Genomic DNA, 15,864 nt, shown 5'->3' with positions numbered 1-15,864 from the left:
CAGGAGCCTGATGGCTCCTGTTTTTTTGCTGCGTCTTTTAATTTAGATCATCAGGGCGAAAGTACCGGCCCAAACGATGACCATAAAAGAAATGCCCATAAAGAAATATTTCACTTTTCATCTCTCCGCGTACCTGGGGTACGTCTAAATGAACATATGCTTACCTGACAGAGAGCTGATGCACACGCGAACGAAAGGGAGAATACCCCTCATTTGCTTGGCTGCATCACCTCAGAATTCTGAGCTTTAATGCTCCAGACGGCGCTAATGTACGCCTAAAAATGAGGCGAGACAAGAGGCATTTTTTTATTTAATTTTAATAACTTACAACTGTCGTGATTCGGCGACAGTTTGATTTCTGCCGGTAATAAATTGCTATTGAGCGACGGAATGGTTACTCGGAGAATTCTCATATCGCCATGGTGTTAATGCGGTTAATTTTTCGCAGAATGAGATAATGAAAAGGTTAAAAATGACCAGATTAATGATGTTAGCACTCGTTTTTACGCCATTGACCTCGATGGCGGCCTCACCGTTGGCGTTTAATTTCAGCTGCGCAAGTATTGGTGGTGTGAATAGTGATGGTAAAGGCAATGTTTGGATTGATGGCACGAAGGCGACGGTGAAGGCCTTCAATGAAAATTACTGGGAAGCAAAGAGCGGTAACAATACCGTTTCTATCTCCCGTAAAGATGACGGGAATCCGGATGTTTCCTGGAGCGGGCCTAATCGAAAGCATGGCGTTTGCCTGCCCGAGGACAATACCGACTTTTCCGGGGCCAAAAAATCGACCAGCACTGGACCCTCTTTTTCCTGCGCTGCGGTAGAAAAAGGCAGTATCGAAGAGATTATCTGCCAGAGCCCTTCGCTCTCAGAAATGGATTTGGCGTTAAACGGGGCCTACAAGCAGGCGCTGGTTAAATCAAGCAATAACCCGACGCTGAAAGCAGAGCAACGCGGCTGGGTGAAGGGGCGTAATGAGTGTTGGAAGGAACAGGATAAATCAGCCTGCATCGCCCGCAACTACAGCGAGCGAATGGCTGAACTTCACAGCAAATGGGGCGTTAAGTAATTCAACCGCAGAAAAAAGAAAGGCCTTACGGCCTTTCTTTTTAGATATACAACGAAGCTTCACCCATCGGGCGAGTTTTGAAGCGGCGGTGGATCCAGAGATACTGCTCGGGTGCACGCATGATCTCTTTTTCGATAATTTTGTTCATATACGCCGCAGCCTGGCTTTCATCTGCCGGGTAACCTTCCATTTCTGGGGTGATGAACAGGCGGTAACCGGAGTTATCTGCTTTTCTCACCATGGTTACGGTCAGCATTGCTGCGCCGGATAACCGTGACAGTACGTAGGTACCGTTGGTGGTCGCCACGTCTTTGACTGCGAAGAAGGGGGCGAATGAACTCCCTTTACGCCCGTAGTCCTGATCGGGAGCAAACCATACTGCCTCACCTTTTTTTAGGGCGCCGACAATACCACGCAGATTATTTCTGCCGATCATCGCCTTGTTGGAACGCATACGACCGCGGGTTTGGATCCACTCCATCAACTTATTATTGTGCGGACGATAGGTTGCCATCATTGGCTGGCAAAGCCCCATTACGCGACCACCCAACTCGAGCGACATAAAGTGTACGCCAACGACCATCACGCCACGGTTTTGCATCTGAGCGCGCTTCAGGTTGTCCAGCCCTTCTACATCAAACCATTTACGCACCCGACGGTCCGGCCAGAACCAGGCCATACCTGTTTCAAGCAGTCCCATGCCGAGCGAACGAAAGTTCTCATCGACCAGTTTGTCTCTTTCTTCCTGCGACAGATTTGGGAAACAGAGCTCGAGATTTTTACGTGCAATAGATTCACGGCGTTTTAAAAATGGACGAGCCAGCGTTCCTGTACGGGTACCAAGAAAACACAATACGGGATAGGGAAGCTGTACCAGTAACCAGAGCACACCAACACCAAACCATGTGAGCCAGTAGCGCGGATGCAAAAACGCGCGTGAAAATTTACATTGGGGGAACATAAGCACCTGTTGTTGATACGAAATAGATGTATCGCGAAGATTCTTTGCCTGTCGCTTTACACTCTGCACTGATCGTTAGGCCGCCATGAACGACATTGGTTCCTGTAAAGAGTGTAAAACTGAGTCAGGACAAAACCACGAGGGGGCATGAATGATCGGACGCACAATGTACACCCGAAAATTAATGTCAGCCAGAAATAATTACTCAAGATTCGTAAATGTTTTTAGGGCGATTAAGGGCAAAATTTCGCCTATATATAATTCGTTGTTTTTATGATGATTAAATAAACGACGGAGAAACAGTGTAATAGTCAGCGATTGAATGATTATTGTGAATAAAATGTTGCTCAAATTGCATGTGGATAGGAATTGTCTTAGAATATAAAGTTAAGGGAGTGTAAGGACTTACGTTAAGTTTACGGCAGACAGGAGGTATCGCTATGCTCTATTTCTGGATCTTTCTCATACTGAGCATTCTGTGCGTCAGTTGCTATATCTGGCAGGTTATAGGCGCTGCGGCGTCAATTAGCGCTTTTCTCAGCATGGCCATCCTTACGGCATTAATTTACGTTTTTACTATGCGGCTGACCAATGGTGACGAAATGGTAACTGGATTATTCCTGTTTCTTGCCCCGGCATGTGGTTTGATCATTCGCTTTATGGTCGCAGACGGTAAGCAATAATTAGGAATGTTACGTTTAGCAATAAATTATCACCTTGAGTTATTTATTATTTATCTGAGTTTATTGAAGTGCCAGCATCGCTGGCACTTTGTTGTGAGAGCGAAATGAATTACCGGGCATCCGCCAACTGGAGTGATGCTTCCTCTTGCTGAGCATTTTTTCGCTGTTGCTCAAGTTCCAGCGCACCGCGATGAGAGAGGTAGCAGAACAGGATGCAGCACACAATCCCCCCCATCAGCAGATAGAAGCCGCCGTGCCATCCCATTTTGTCGACCATTACGCCAAACAGACTGGTTCCCAGCGATGCGCCAAAAATGTAGCTCATGAATCCGCGTAGTCCTACTGCAGAACCTACTGCGAAGCTGGGAACGATTTCCATCGTCTGAACAGAAGCGAGGAACTGTGGAACATAGATCAGGCAACCCACAATGGCGGCAAAAATAGTGACCATCAACAGGGATTCACTTTTCCAGTAGCCGATCAAACAGACAAAAATCAGCGCCATACAAATCATGGCCAGCGGCATGCGACGGCCTTTAAACAGTTTATCGGTAAGCCAGCCCGCCAGTAATGTTGAAGGGATTGCCGCCCATTCAAAAAACAGAAAAGCGATGCTCATTTGCTCTTTCGAGAAATGTTTTTCGGTTAACAGATAAATAGGTAACCAGCTAATCATGCCAAAACGCACCATATAGACGAAGACATCTACCAGTGAAACATACCAGGCATTCTTATTGCGCAGCACATAGGTGCAGAAAATCTGGAAGGCACTCATATTTTCTGGTGCCTGGACAGCGTGTCGGGAATTTAATACGACTTTTTCTTCCGGCATCATTTGTTCCAGAGCCGGTAAGCCTTCCTGGCGCGGTGAACCTTTCCCCAGCATCAGCACAATAAAAGCAAACAGTACGGCAACACCGGCCGGGACAATATAGCTGGCGCTTTGCCAGTGCTCGCTCCCTAAAATGGCAAAGGCGGCACCAACAATCGGCGCGACAATACCACCACCAACGTTGTGAGAAATATTCCAGAATGCGCCGACGCGTCCACGTTCTTTACGCGGAAACCAGTTGGCGATGGTAATAAATGAAGGGCCAACGCCCATTCCCTGGAACAAGCCATTGAAAACGACCAGAGCGGCAAAAATCCAGAATCCGGTACTGAATCCTAAACCGACGTTTACGATGGCGCACAGAACCAGGCCGCATGCCATAAAGACCTTAGGGCTGGCCTTGTCTGCCAGACTACTCATGATGCCTTTACTGATCCCATAGGCAATAAGCATGCAGCTGCTGAGTAGACCAATTTGCGTGGCACTGAGATCCAGATGCTCCTTCAGGTACGGTGTTGAGAGCGTGAAGTTATTGCGCACAATATAGTACGCGAGATAGCCAAGAAATACGCTGAGTAATGCCTGAATGCGGTATCGGCCATAAGTTTCCTGAACTTTCTCCGCCGGGACTTTATTTGCCGCTGGCCCTGCCTTAAATATTGATAACATATCATCACCTAAATTTATATTGATGTGAATATCAGGATTTTTCGCAGTGAAGAGTGAAATAGACGGCAGAGAAACTCAAGTTGATGAAATGAGTCACTATTGACACAATTTGTGGATTGCGTGGATGATTTTGACTCTTTTTAAATAGTGAGTTTTCAATTCTATTCTTTTACGGACGCTTTTATCCTCGGCGTGTGCGGATATTAACAAATTCAGACTGCGTTTTCGGGTATTCTTTACCGATGCCGTCACTTTCCGTTTGGTTATTCTACGAATAACCTTATTCTTCCCTCTGATGGTGATAAACGGGTAAGTTTTGTCTCAATATTATTTTTTGCACATGTTGGTATTTATGAACGGGATCACAAACAGACTTTTGGGCTGGGGGCGTTGTTGGGCGATCTCGCTCTGTTTTATGGCGCTGTCGGTGAGTTGCCTGGCGCAGGGTAAAGAGCTGGTAATGGCAACAACCTTTTCACCGGGGGCAACGGCCTGGATTATTCAGCGTTGGCAGACGGAACCGGGGTCGGTGATGATTCGCACATTAAACCGGACCAGTAGCTCGCTGGAACAGCTGCTGGATACCGCGAATGCGGAAAATGTTGATCTGATTTTGACCTCATCCCCTATGCTGTTGCAGCATCTGCAGGAGCATCAGAAGCTGGCGCCCTTCGACAATGCGTTGCCGGAAAGCCAGCGCCTGGTGCCAGAATCCATCCGTTCGACCTCCGTTGCCGTGGCGATATCTGGTTTTGGGCTGCTGATTAATCGTTCTGCGCTGGCGGCACGACATCTGTCACCTCCTTCCGACTGGGGGGATTTAACCCTGCCCAAATACCAGAATGCGCTGTTGATGAGTAGCCCATCGCGTTCGGATACTAACCATCTAATGGTTGAGTCATTGCTACAGCAAAAAGGGTGGCAAGAGGGCTGGGCGACCCTGCTGGCGAGTGCCGGGAATCTGGTGACGATTTCATCCCGCAGTTTTGGCGTAGCCGACAAAATTAAGAGTGGCCTGGGCGTGGCGGGACCGGTCATTGATAATTACGCCAACTTGTTGCTTAACGATCCTCACCTGGCTTTTACCTATTTCCCACGCTCGGCGGTATCGCCAACCTATGTGGCTGTTCTCAGGAACAGCCAGCATCCCAATGAAGCGCGTCGTTTTATCCGCTATTTGTTAAGCCCGGAGGGACAGCGGATCCTTGCGGATGCGAATACGGGGAAATATCCGGTAACACAGCTCGCATCTGATAATCCCCGCGCTGCTCAGCAGGCTATTTTAATGAACCAGCCTCCGCTTAATTATCGGCTGATCCTTAAGCGACAACAGTTAGTGCAGCGAATGTTTGATACCGCCATCAGTTTTCGTCTTGCGCAACTGAAGGACGCATGGCGGGCACTGTACAGTGCGGAAGCGCGCCTGAAACGCCCGCTACCCGAAATCAGAGCCTTACTGACCAGCGTTCCGATAGATGCCAAAAGTAGTGAAGATGAAGCCTGGCTTGCGCAGTTTGATAATAAAAGCGTTGCCGAACAGCAGATGATGGAGTGGCAACTCTGGTTTCTTAAAAACCAACGTCGGGCGATATCAAAACTGGAAGAATTAAAATGAAAGGTGGATCGATACTGCAACGCCTTCGCCAACTCAGCATCAGCAGCAGCCTGCGGGGAGCCTTTCTGACGGGCGCATTACTGACGTTGAGCGTAAGCTGCGTCAGTTTGTACTCATGGCATGAGCAGAGCTCGCAGATACGCTATTCACTTGATGATTACTTCCCGCGCGTGCATTCCGCTTTTTTGATTGAAGGGAATCTTAACCTGGTTGTGGACCAGCTTAATGAATTCCTGCTCGCTCCCAATACGACGGTAAGGCTGCAACTGCGCAATCAGATAATCTCGCATCTGGATAAAATTGAAGTGCTGAGCCGGGGGTTGCAACCAGCAGAACAGCAGCAGCTGGCGGTGATTTTGCAAGACAGCCGGGCGCTGATGGCGGAACTGGACCGGGTGCTCTACAACATGTTCCTTGTTCGCGAAAAAGTGAGTGAACTTTCCGCGCGCGTTGATTGGCTACATGATGATTTTACTACCGAGCTGAATTCACTGGTGCAGGATTTTACCTGGCAGCAGGGGACGTTGCTGGATCAAATCGAGGCCAAAAATGGTGATGCGGCGCTGTATCTCAAACGTGCCCGGGAGGTGCAAAACGAGCAGCAGCAGGTCTATACCCTGGCGAGAATTGAAAACCAGATCGTTGATGATTTACGCGACAGACTCAATGAACTGAAATCGGGTAGCGACGATGGCATGCTGGTGGAGAATCACATCCGCTACCTGGAAAATCTGAAGAAAACGGCGGATGAAAATATCCGTACCCTAGATGACTGGCCCAGCACTATCACACTGCGACAAACAATCGATGAGCTGCTGGAAATCGGGATGATGAAAAATAAAATGCCCGATACCATGCGAGATTATGTCGCAGCGCAAAAAGCGCTGGTTGATGCCAGCCATGCCAGAGAGGCTACGCTTGGGCGCTTTCGAACACTGCTGGAAGCGCAACTGGGGAGTAGCCATCAGCAAATGCAGACGTTTAACCAGCGGCTGGAACAAATTGTTCGCGTCAGCGGTGGACTTATCCTGCTGGCGACGCTGCTGGCGCTACTTCTCGCCTGGGGGCTTAATCACTACTTCATTCGCTCGCGTCTGGTGAAGCGTTTTACTGCGCTCAACCAGGCCGTGGTGCAAATTGGTCTTGGCAGAACGGATGCCTCTATCCCGGTATATGGACGCGATGAACTGGGGCGTATCGCAGGCTTGCTGCGCCATACTCTGGGTCAGTTGAGTGCGCAAAAAAATCAGCTGGAGCAGGAAGTGACCGAGCGTAAAGAGATTGAATCCGATCTTCGTGCAACGCAGGATGAGCTGATCCAGACGGCAAAACTGGCGGTGGTCGGCCAGACTATGACCACTCTGGCGCACGAGATTAATCAACCGCTGAATGCGCTGTCGATGTACCTGTTTACGGCGGGGAGGGCAATTGAACAGAGGCAATCCGCTCAGGCCAGAAGCACATTAACCAAGGCGGAGGGGCTGATTACTCGCATCGATGCCATTATCCGTTCACTGCGTCAGTTTGCGCGCCGGGCCGAGCCTGGCACGCCTCTGCATCCGGTCGATCTCCGACAAACGTTCAACGCTGCCTGGGAACTGTTGTCTATGCGGCATAAGCCACAGCAGAGTACGCTGACACTCCCCGACCGAAGCGTGTGGGTGGCCGGTGACGAAGTGCGTATTCAGCAGGTGCTGGTAAACGTCCTGGCAAATGCGCTGGATGCCTGTCCAGTTGCGGCGAAGATAGAGGTTCATTGGCAGACCGAAGACAGCCGGTTGTGTGTATTTATCAGCGATAACGGCCCCGGCTGGCCTGGGGCATTATTACCATCACTGTTAAAACCGTTTACCACCAGTAAGGATGTTGGCCTCGGTATTGGCTTATCGATTTGTGTATCGTTAATGATGCAAATGAACGGCGAACTGCGCCTGGCGTCGACACCAGGGCGCAATGCCTGCGTCGTTCTGCAATTTAATCTGACGGATGTAAACGATGTTGAGTGATGAATATTCTGTTCTGCTTATTGATGATGATGCCGATGTTCTCGATGCTTACACCCTGTTGCTTGAACAGGAGGGATATCATGTATTCGCATGCAGTAACCCTTTTGATGCCCGAAATTGGCTGCAGGCCGACTGGCCAGGGATTGTCCTGAGCGACGTGTGTATGCCTGGCTGTAATGGAATCGACCTGATGACGTTGTTTCATCAGGATGACAATCAGCTTCCGATCCTGTTGATCACCGGACATGGCGATGTCCCGATGGCGGTGGAGGCGGTGAAGAAAGGCGCGTGGGACTTTCTGCAAAAACCGGTTGATCCTGGCAAACTGCTGGTGTTGGTAGAGGATGCGTTGCGTCAGAGAAAATCAGTGATTGCACGTCGTCACTATTGCCAGCAAAAGCTCCAGGTTGAACTGGTCGGCTACAGTGACTGGGTTAATCAGTACCGCCAGCGCTTACGGCAACTGGCGGAAACGGATATTGCCGTCTGGTTTTATGGTGAGCCAGGAACGGGGCGTATGACCGGATCCCGTTATTTGCATCAGCTTGGGCGCAGCGCTGAAGGACCGTTTATCCGCGGGGAATTGACGTTAGAGAATGCGGTGCAATTCAATGACCTTATTGCCCAAGCGCAAGGGGGAACACTGGTTCTGAGCCATATTGAGTGCCTGACGCGCGAACAGCAGCACCAGCTGGTGCATCTGCAAAGCCAGGAGCGACGTCCGTTTCGCTTAATTGGCATTGGCGCCACTTCGTTGGTGGAACTGGCGGCAACCAACCAGATTGTGGCCGAACTTTATTACTGTTTCGCAATGACGCAAATCGGCTGCCAACCGCTGTCTCAGCGCCCGGATGATATTGAGCCGCTGTTTCGCCATTATCTGCAGAAAGCCTGTCTGCGCCTGAATCATCCAGTGCCCGAGGTTGACGGGGAATTACTAAAAGGAATGCGGCGACGCGTTTGGTTAAGCAATGTTCGGGAGCTGGCCAATGCCGCCGAACTTTTTGCCGTGGGGTTATTGCCACTGGCTGAAACCGCGAATCCACAGCTGTATTTGCCTGAACCGACACCGCTCGATCGTCGGGTTGACGAGTACGAGCGACAGATCATCACCGAAGCGCTTAATATTCATCAGGGCCGTATTAATGAAGTGGCGGAGTATTTACAAATTCCGCGTAAGAAACTGTATTTGCGCATGAGAAAATACGGACTGAGCAAGGAACACTATAAGTTTTAGCAGATGGCGTGTGGGGAAGAAGAGAGGTTGACGGTATTTCGGTGGCGGCGCTAGCGTTCACCGAAATACGCGACGAAACTCTGGGTGATTATCAGGGGGGTCTTACCACATCAAATCATCAGGAATGACAAAATCAGCATACGGATCGTCTTCGTCCTTCGCTTCCTGGCTCAGTTCGCAATTTAGAACAATATAGCTTGCATCGCGCTGGGCAATCTTGTCGGCGACAACAGCCGGGATAATGGCGTATTCGCTCTCGCTGCTGCTTTCAGCTGTCAGGCGGGCAATGGCCAGACGGCCCTTGATCAACTGAGACTGGGTTACCTTATCAACATAAACTTTTTTGATCAGGTTATTGTCAGTGAAGTTGTAACCAATATCGCCACGGGAAATGGTGATTTTGTTCATCTCAATCAGTTGCTTGATCTGCGCTTTGTATTCTTTAGACAATGCGGCCTGCTTCTGCTGTTCGCTGAGCTGCTTATCACGCTCAACCTGTGCTTTTTTATTTTCTTCAACTGCTTCTCTGGCTTCACGAGCCTGAACGCGCGATTTTTTCGCCGTTCTCTGCACTTTCGCCACTTTTTTGCTGCTGACCAGACCCGCTTTAAGCATCTGTTCTTGTAGGGTAAGTTTAGTCATTATCGCTTCTAATCCAAAAAAATCGTTGTAAGGATTATAACCTTAACGTTCGGCGGTATGCCAGAATGCGTAAGCGTTACCCGGACAGCTGACATTTATCCCGCAGATCATTTTATTTGCAAGATGAGAGGTAGTCTCCTGGCGCAGTTCCCATAACGCGTTTGAATGCCTGATAGAATCCAGACAATGATTCATACCCGACGCTGCTGTAAATATCCTCTGTTTTTATACCCCTTCTGAGCAGGTTTAATGACACATAAATTCTTAATTTGCTTAACACCAGATTCGGTGTATAGCTTGTCGCTTTCGATATGCGACGAATGAATGTTGAACGTGACATATAAGCGAAACGGGCCATATCATCCAGTGACCATGAATACTGTGGGTTTTTAATTATAGCAATGATTAATTTTGCTAACGGCTCATCATTAGCTGCGTTCAGAAGATTTATGTCAATATCATATAAGGAAGTAGACTCACTAACCACATAGTGCAAAATAGCATCGGTCAGATGAGCAATAATGCAATTATTTTCATCGGCGGAGGCATTTACTTCTGTCAGTAGTAATTCAAATAACGAATGTATTTTGTTACTGACGTCGTCCTTTTGCTTAATCAGAAAAATATCTGGAAGTAAGGCAAAACGCAATTGACTGGCAATAGAGTTAGGTTGGATAAAACCACATAGAAGATCGGTGGAGTCGGTAGATAAATCTTCGATTTTACTCATCTGTTTGCGGGGTAAGTCATCAATACTTTTATCTGGAGATGAGGTGAGGTAAAAAGGGAAATTATTAAAAAAGAAGAGAATATCTCCCTTTTCCAGCATGATGCGCGGCTGTTGGTTGAACAAATCCAGCCAGCATTCCCCGCCCAAAACGATATGAAAACTCGGTTCACCATAGGAGTATGTTGATGCTTTCCATTCGCTACAATATCTGCCGAGGTGGAAGACGGATGTTTTCGCTTCACCTCTTTTCAGTAACCAGCCTGAAGTATTCATATATTCCCCAATATTGTCACTAATGGACTGATTTTGAGACGATGATGTATAGATAGTTTCGTTAAGTAACTATAAGATTTGTTAATCAAATGACGTATTGCAGGAGAGGGTAGTGTTTCTGGTATTTACTAAAGATATTATTTTGCTACAGGCTATTTATCACCTTATCAAAAAAGATGTTATTGTCCATATTCAGCATACAGAAGACTTTTGTACTATTGAAGAGCTTAATGCAAAAGTGATAATTGATACGTTCAATAACAACATTTTCTATACCAGTATAGCTTATCAACTGGAGAGGATTCAACCTGCTAAGGTTTTCATTCTTTCGCCATTCAGGATCAAAAGATGCTTCGGGGATATTCCTGTCGTTTTTATCAATCGAAACGTTTCGCTGTGTAATTTTATTACTTTGCTGAATTGCGATGGAAACTATGATATTTCTCCAGAATTATCAATTTCTCGTCGGCAGCATCAAATTCTTACCTGTATTCTGCAGCAAAAATCCTGTTACTCGATTGCTGAGGAAATGCATATCTCATTGAAGACTTATTATTGTCATAAGTACAATATAATGTTGTTGCTGAAACTCAGGAAAATGAGTGATTTAGTACGGCATCAAATTTCATGCTATCTACAATAACCAGATGTAGGATGTCTCGTTTCGACATTAGGATTAAATTGTTAAAGTGCTGAAGAGGCAAGTATTGTATAGCATAGCTTTCAATACCTGTATCTTTCAAAGTTATAGTTTAATCCTATTCTTAAAAATAAAGAACAAACACAATAATAAATCAAGTGATTATTTTATGTGGTCTAATGTCACTCCACAGAAACCTCTTTAATAGCAGGGTTTTCTTTAAGTAAAGAAATTACCTGAATCACAGTGGTTGCTTCTGTAACCTCTAAATCTGCCATTAGAATATGGCAATTGGTTGCATCATTAGCCAATGAACGCAATTGCATGCGATATCCCTGTTCAGTCATCCAGGCCAGGACAGATTGTGCTGTACCAGCCGCAATGCGTATGCGTAGTTGCAAATGGTGATTCAAAAAGCGGTAGGTAAGCTGACGGAAGAATTCCAGTACGATGAGCGCCATAACCGCGCCAACAATACCAACTTCATACATTCCGCTGCCTATGACCAGGCCAATTGCTGCAGTGACCCACACATCCGCAGCTGTTGTTAATCCTCTGATAGTCTGTTTTTGAACCAGAATATTTCCTGCGCCAAGAAATCCAACGCCGGTGACAACCTGGGCTGCTACTCTGCTGGGATCTAATCCAATATGACCATGCCCTATAACATCATAGAAACCGTATTTAGAAACGATCATGAACATGGCGCTACCGATACCAATCAATATATGAGTTCGTACACCAGCTTCTTTGGCGCGTATTTGACGCTCAAGACCAATTACGCCACCTAATAAAGCTGCTAGCATTAGACGTAGAAGAAATTCTTCATTCATAATGAGTGTCTCCTCTATCTGGAATCAGTTGAGGGGTAATTGTCGTAACCCCTAATCCAGTAATAACTTACCGAACATAACCAACAAATAACAAAGATCCCGATAATCCAAAATCCCATATCGGTGAGGTTATCACTGAGTATCGCGATGCCATTCCATAGCCATCCAGATAAGTTCATTTTATCTCTAATCAATCCTAAAGCTTGTACGCTACCAATAAAAGCAGCGATAACAACTGATATTCCAGTAATAGTCATATTATAGTATAGCTTCTTTAATGGCTTTGATAATGCCCAGCCATAGGCTCCAGTCATTAAATAATTATCAAGCGTATCCACTAAAATCATTGCTGAGGAAAATAATATTGGAAATACCATAATATTCCAAATGTTGATTCCATTTGTTGCCGTGATCGCGCTGATGCTTAATACTCCAATTTCCGTAGCAGTGTCAAATCCCAAACCAAAAAGCAATCCTATCCAATACATTTGTTTACTGCTGTTGATCAAGTTAAATAACTTGCCAAATAATCGAGATAAAACGCCATGGTTTATATTTTCTTGCGCCTCTTGTTCTGAAAATGAACCTTTCGTATGGATGACACGAAATTTTTTGTAGATTGAAATAAATATTGTGAAGTTTAGAAAGGCGAATAAAAGCAGGAACAAGGTTGATACGATAGTGCCGATAAGTCCGCCTGTTTCTCTAAATTTCTCGAGTGAGTCAGAATAAGTCATCGCAGTTACCACAATAACGACTGATGCGAGTATCACGATAGTGGAATGACCTAAGGAAAAGTAAGTTCCTACGGCGATTGGTTTTTTACCTTGCTGCATAAGTTTGCGCGTTACATTATCGATAGCAACAATATGGTCGGCATCAACCGCATGTCTCAAACCGAAACTATAAGCCAGTATAGCCATTCCCATAAGAAAGGTACTATCTTTAAATACTAAAAATGCCCAACACCAGGATAATAAGTTAATAATAATTAAACTTAGTAGCAAGAGTTGCGCTGGAGTAAAGATTTTAAATACTTTCATATTCACCACCTTATTATTATTAATGACGATGTTCTGGCATAAATTCTTTGTTTGGTACCAGAAATAACCATGAGGAAATAACAAATGGCATGGTTAATGTCGGTATGCCTAAAGGCATTAAAAGTACATTCATTGCGGCCTGGATAAAAACTGTAAAAATAATCCCTGAAATGGTGTAAATAAAAACTCGCCAGCCTGGATGATTAAACACAGTCCCAAGTGCGACGGATGTCAAAACGGCACTAAAAGCATACAACCCTGCAGCAATGTCATGGGGATTGGCGCCCAGATAACAGGCAAGTAGTGTCGCGATGAAAGAACCGACGATGGCATAGCAGGCGCATACGACAGATTCTGCCGCCAGACCGGCAATAAAGAAAAAACTTGCCAGGACCCCAGGGAATAAAAATACCTGCGAGATCCCATGTAAAGTACTGTTGATGAAAAAGCTGAGTGAGTAACTACTTTGAGTTGACGGTATATAATGCTGGGGCAGATCAGGGGAGGGCAGTCCTGAGCCATAAATATTATGAAAAGCATAGCTGGCAAGTAGGATTACCCAGGTTGTCAGAACAAAGGGTGCTGTTAACGCCGCAACTTTCCATGTTTTCAATATATCAGCAATGCATACTGTAGCAATAACAGACACGACGCTACCTACGACCAGGCATAACCACATTATTGGCGTCGCAGTTATAAATACAGGAATAGCAATACCAACCAGGCAGCCATTATAGCTATAGAGACCATCTCGCCAACCTTTTACATCATGAGTTATTGCACCTGTAATCGAAGCCAGAACAGTTCCAACTACACACCCCCATGCAGCTAAAGGATTGTTATTACTATAAGCAGAAATGAATATCGCAATGAAAAACAATAACCCCGTGATAGGATTATTTTGGAACATAACCTGTGCGCAACCACGTAATGATATATCAATAATTTTGAACGTGTAATGCTTATCAATATTATTTTTCCATAATATCGGAATGGATTGTATTGTCATCATTGTTTACCAATATGAATAGTTGTGGATGATCCTATTGTTTCCAGATATATGGAGGCGGTAATTCTGCATCCAGAACGACTTTTCTGACCATGGCCCACACTTTACGAATATGTTTTTTTATAATGCTACTATCATTAGCCAATATCTTAAATATAAGCCCCGATTCCGCAGGAAGTGTTGACATACCGTAGCAACAATCCTTGCTGTAATGAGCAGGGAAGGCCGCCAGAATGGATGCTATGTTTTCTGTTGGAGTTAATATGAAAATTGTGCCGAGAATTTGGAAGTTTCCCATAACTCCGATTTCTGCCATCGGATGCTCTTTGGGTCTCAGTGCAATTTGTTCCTTGAAAACAATATGTCCTGATTCATCTTTTGCTAATACGCTTGAGGAATAATAGTCAAAGCCATTAAGCTCATTTTCATGATGATGGCGACGGCCTGGTATAATTATTTCTGAATAAATAAGAGTCGCGCTTCTCTTATAATTAATTACGGTGTCGTTTATAAACCTTGCATTACGGTGTAAAATTAAAGGATCGGGGAGATATTCCAGATAAGCATTTTCATCAAGATGAATAAATTGAATTTGCGCAGCATAGTTTTTATCCATGGAGTGTATTTTGGTTGCGGATTGCGTACTGACGCTGGCGAAAGCATTTTCACCCACGCTAATGGATAATACTATGCGATCCCCTTGCAGAACACAGCCTGAAGTCGATATCACGGTCACGCAGGGAAGTTCTGGCAGTGCTTCATCATGATACAATGCCTTTTGCGCAAACAATGGCGTTCGTTTTTCCATACGATGAAGAATGCTTTTGCTTTCGTAACGCGTAAAACCCAGGTATAAAAAACCATCCTTACCGATTGCCCCACTGGGCATTTGCTCCGGTTCCTGACGATACTCTATGGGGATCTGCATATCCCAAAGCGATCGTTTTGTTTCCACCTGGTCATGCAAATTCTGTAGGTGAGTCATCTTGTTTACCTTCAATAGTGTGACCAAATAAAAAATCGCGCTCAATCATGTCAACAAGCTGCTCGATACCTTCACCCGTTTTACAGTTAGTTAAAATATAGGGACGATTATTTCTAACATGTCTGGTATCTGATTCCATTATCTCCAGACTCGCGCCGACATATGGTGCTAAATCAATTTTATTGATAACCAGAATATCGGCCTGTACCAGACCAGGACCATTTTTACGTGGGATTTTTTCCCCTTCGGCTACGTCAATGACATAAATATAAAAGTCAGCCAATGCGGGACTGAATGTGAGGGTGAGATTGTCACCACCGCTTTCAATCATAATTAAATCGCTATCTGGAAATTTATCTTCCATTTCTTCAACTGCAGCAATATTCATACTGGGATCTTCACGTACAGCAGTATGCGGACATGCCCCTGTTTCAACGCCAACGATTTTTTCTTCTTCTAATATCCCTTTCAATGTTCTTTTGACCTGCTTTGCATCTTCAGTGGTTACAACATCATTAGTTATAATCAGAGGTTTATATCCCCGATGAATAAGTACAGGAGTAATAACCTCAATAATGGCTGTTTTTCCTGAACCTACGGGACCACCAATGCCAATTCGGGTAATTTTTTTCAT

Annotated in this window: 16 protein-coding genes; 6 read left to right on the top strand and 10 right to left on the bottom strand. The window is 45.6% G+C overall.

Annotation, left to right across the window (positions count from 1 at the left end; all coding sequences use genetic code 11):
- Window positions 1-42 precede the first annotated feature (42 nt).
- Window positions 43-114, bottom strand: a complete 72-nt coding sequence (gene ypdK, locus BZK41_RS27010; protein WP_010723117.1) for a membrane protein YpdK — start codon at window positions 112-114, stop codon at window positions 43-45.
- Between the two features lie 343 nt (window positions 115-457).
- Here ypdK and BZK41_RS18580 point away from each other — a divergent pair, with 343 nt between their 5' ends.
- Window positions 458-1,072 (top strand): lysozyme inhibitor LprI family protein, encoded by a 615-nt coding sequence (locus tag BZK41_RS18580; RefSeq protein ID WP_079939115.1) that lies wholly within the window; start codon window positions 458-460, stop codon window positions 1,070-1,072.
- Between the two features lie 40 nt (window positions 1,073-1,112).
- Here the strand turns inward: BZK41_RS18580 and lpxP are convergent, their stop codons facing one another.
- Window positions 1,113-2,033 carry a kdo(2)-lipid IV(A) palmitoleoyltransferase gene (gene lpxP / locus BZK41_RS18575; RefSeq protein ID WP_079939114.1) on the bottom strand — a complete coding sequence of 307 codons (921 nt, stop codon included), beginning with the start codon at window positions 2,031-2,033 and terminating at the stop codon, window positions 1,113-1,115.
- A gap of 440 nt (window positions 2,034-2,473) precedes the next feature.
- On the opposite strand from lpxP, the gene BZK41_RS18570 reads away from it, so the two are divergent.
- A complete protein-coding gene (locus BZK41_RS18570) occupies window positions 2,474-2,716 on the top strand; it encodes a DUF2545 family protein (RefSeq protein WP_079939113.1) in 243 nt (80 codons plus the stop codon).
- A gap of 109 nt (window positions 2,717-2,825) precedes the next feature.
- Here the strand turns inward: BZK41_RS18570 and pgtP are convergent, their stop codons facing one another.
- The gene (gene pgtP / locus BZK41_RS18565; protein ID WP_079939112.1) at window positions 2,826-4,217 is read right to left on the bottom strand and encodes a phosphoglycerate transporter PgtP; all 1,392 of its coding nucleotides are present in this window, start codon (window positions 4,215-4,217) and stop codon (window positions 2,826-2,828) included.
- 415 nt (window positions 4,218-4,632) lie between these two features.
- Here pgtP and pgtC point away from each other — a divergent pair, with 415 nt between their 5' ends.
- Genes pgtC through pgtA form a run of 3 tightly spaced genes read left to right on the top strand, consistent with a single transcriptional unit; the run spans window position 4,633 to window position 9,075 of the window.
- On the top strand, window positions 4,633-5,832 hold the full coding sequence (pgtC, locus tag BZK41_RS18555) for a phosphoglycerate transport regulator PgtC (protein WP_139762627.1): 1,200 nt from the start codon (window positions 4,633-4,635) through the stop codon (window positions 5,830-5,832).
- Window positions 5,829-7,838, top strand: a complete 2,010-nt coding sequence (pgtB, locus tag BZK41_RS18550) for a two-component system sensor histidine kinase PgtB (protein WP_079939110.1) — start codon at window positions 5,829-5,831, stop codon at window positions 7,836-7,838. The genes pgtC and pgtB overlap by 4 nt, the downstream gene beginning before the upstream one ends.
- Window positions 7,828-9,075, top strand: a complete 1,248-nt coding sequence (gene pgtA, locus BZK41_RS18545) for a two-component system response regulator PgtA (RefSeq protein ID WP_079939109.1) — start codon at window positions 7,828-7,830, stop codon at window positions 9,073-9,075. Before pgtB ends, pgtA begins: the two co-directional genes overlap by 11 nt.
- Window positions 9,076-9,177: 102 nt before the next feature.
- Here pgtA and BZK41_RS18540 read toward each other — a convergent pair whose 3' ends face one another.
- Entirely contained in the window at window positions 9,178-9,717 is a 540-nt protein-coding gene (locus tag BZK41_RS18540) for a DUF2058 domain-containing protein (RefSeq protein WP_079939108.1), read from the bottom strand.
- 112 nt (window positions 9,718-9,829) lie between these two features.
- Window positions 9,830-10,720: an AraC family transcriptional regulator gene (locus BZK41_RS18535; RefSeq protein ID WP_079939107.1), complete on the bottom strand. Its 891-nt coding sequence runs from the start codon at window positions 10,718-10,720 to the stop codon at window positions 9,830-9,832.
- A gap of 112 nt (window positions 10,721-10,832) precedes the next feature.
- Between BZK41_RS18535 and BZK41_RS18530 the strand changes: the two genes are divergently transcribed.
- Window positions 10,833-11,363, top strand: coding sequence for a helix-turn-helix transcriptional regulator (locus BZK41_RS18530; RefSeq protein WP_172313233.1), 531 nt, complete (start codon window positions 10,833-10,835; stop codon window positions 11,361-11,363).
- Window positions 11,364-11,542: 179 nt separating this feature from the next.
- Here BZK41_RS18530 and BZK41_RS18525 read toward each other — a convergent pair whose 3' ends face one another.
- From BZK41_RS18525 to ureG, 5 genes are read right to left on the bottom strand one after another with little or no spacing between them, the layout of a single operon-like run.
- On the bottom strand, window positions 11,543-12,193 hold the full coding sequence (locus BZK41_RS18525; protein ID WP_079939105.1) for an MgtC/SapB family protein: 651 nt from the start codon (window positions 12,191-12,193) through the stop codon (window positions 11,543-11,545).
- Between the two features lie 14 nt (window positions 12,194-12,207).
- Entirely contained in the window at window positions 12,208-13,236 is a 1,029-nt protein-coding gene (locus BZK41_RS18520) for a HoxN/HupN/NixA family nickel/cobalt transporter (protein ID WP_079939104.1), read from the bottom strand.
- 19 nt (window positions 13,237-13,255) lie between these two features.
- A complete protein-coding gene (gene yut, locus BZK41_RS18515) occupies window positions 13,256-14,245 on the bottom strand; it encodes an urea transporter (RefSeq protein WP_079939181.1) in 990 nt (329 codons plus the stop codon).
- Between the two features lie 34 nt (window positions 14,246-14,279).
- Window positions 14,280-15,230 carry an urease accessory protein UreD gene (locus BZK41_RS18510; protein ID WP_079939103.1) on the bottom strand — a complete coding sequence of 317 codons (951 nt, stop codon included), beginning with the start codon at window positions 15,228-15,230 and terminating at the stop codon, window positions 14,280-14,282.
- Window positions 15,205-15,864 carry an urease accessory protein UreG gene (gene ureG, locus BZK41_RS18505; RefSeq protein ID WP_079939102.1) on the bottom strand — a complete coding sequence of 220 codons (660 nt, stop codon included), beginning with the start codon at window positions 15,862-15,864 and terminating at the stop codon, window positions 15,205-15,207. The genes BZK41_RS18510 and ureG overlap by 26 nt, the downstream gene beginning before the upstream one ends.

Source organism: Citrobacter sp. A316 (assembly GCF_002042945.1).
GTDB lineage: Bacteria > Pseudomonadota > Gammaproteobacteria > Enterobacterales > Enterobacteriaceae > Citrobacter > Citrobacter portucalensis.
This window is presented reverse-complemented; position numbering and strand designations above follow the sequence as displayed.

Coding starts and splice junctions, on each gene's coding strand:
- BZK41_RS18535 (WP_079939107.1), bottom strand. CDS start 10,720: ATGAATACTTCAGGCTGGTTACTGAAAAGAGGTGAAGCGAAAACATCC.
- BZK41_RS18520 (WP_079939104.1), bottom strand. CDS start 13,236: ATGAAAGTATTTAAAATCTTTACTCCAGCGCAACTCTTGCTACTAAGT.
- BZK41_RS18570 (WP_079939113.1), top strand. CDS start 2,474: ATGCTCTATTTCTGGATCTTTCTCATACTGAGCATTCTGTGCGTCAGT.
- BZK41_RS18510 (WP_079939103.1), bottom strand. CDS start 15,230: ATGACTCACCTACAGAATTTGCATGACCAGGTGGAAACAAAACGATCG.
- ureG (WP_079939102.1), bottom strand. CDS start 15,864: ATGAAAAAAATTACCCGAATTGGCATTGGTGGTCCCGTAGGTTCAGGA.
- lpxP (WP_079939114.1), bottom strand. CDS start 2,033: ATGTTCCCCCAATGTAAATTTTCACGCGCGTTTTTGCATCCGCGCTAC.
- pgtB (WP_079939110.1), top strand. CDS start 5,829: ATGAAAGGTGGATCGATACTGCAACGCCTTCGCCAACTCAGCATCAGC.
- pgtC (WP_139762627.1), top strand. CDS start 4,633: ATGGCGCTGTCGGTGAGTTGCCTGGCGCAGGGTAAAGAGCTGGTAATG.
- BZK41_RS18540 (WP_079939108.1), bottom strand. CDS start 9,717: ATGACTAAACTTACCCTACAAGAACAGATGCTTAAAGCGGGTCTGGTC.
- BZK41_RS18580 (WP_079939115.1), top strand. CDS start 458: ATGAAAAGGTTAAAAATGACCAGATTAATGATGTTAGCACTCGTTTTT.
- pgtP (WP_079939112.1), bottom strand. CDS start 4,217: ATGTTATCAATATTTAAGGCAGGGCCAGCGGCAAATAAAGTCCCGGCG.
- BZK41_RS18525 (WP_079939105.1), bottom strand. CDS start 12,193: ATGAATGAAGAATTTCTTCTACGTCTAATGCTAGCAGCTTTATTAGGT.
- yut (WP_079939181.1), bottom strand. CDS start 14,245: ATGACAATACAATCCATTCCGATATTATGGAAAAATAATATTGATAAG.
- pgtA (WP_079939109.1), top strand. CDS start 7,828: ATGTTGAGTGATGAATATTCTGTTCTGCTTATTGATGATGATGCCGAT.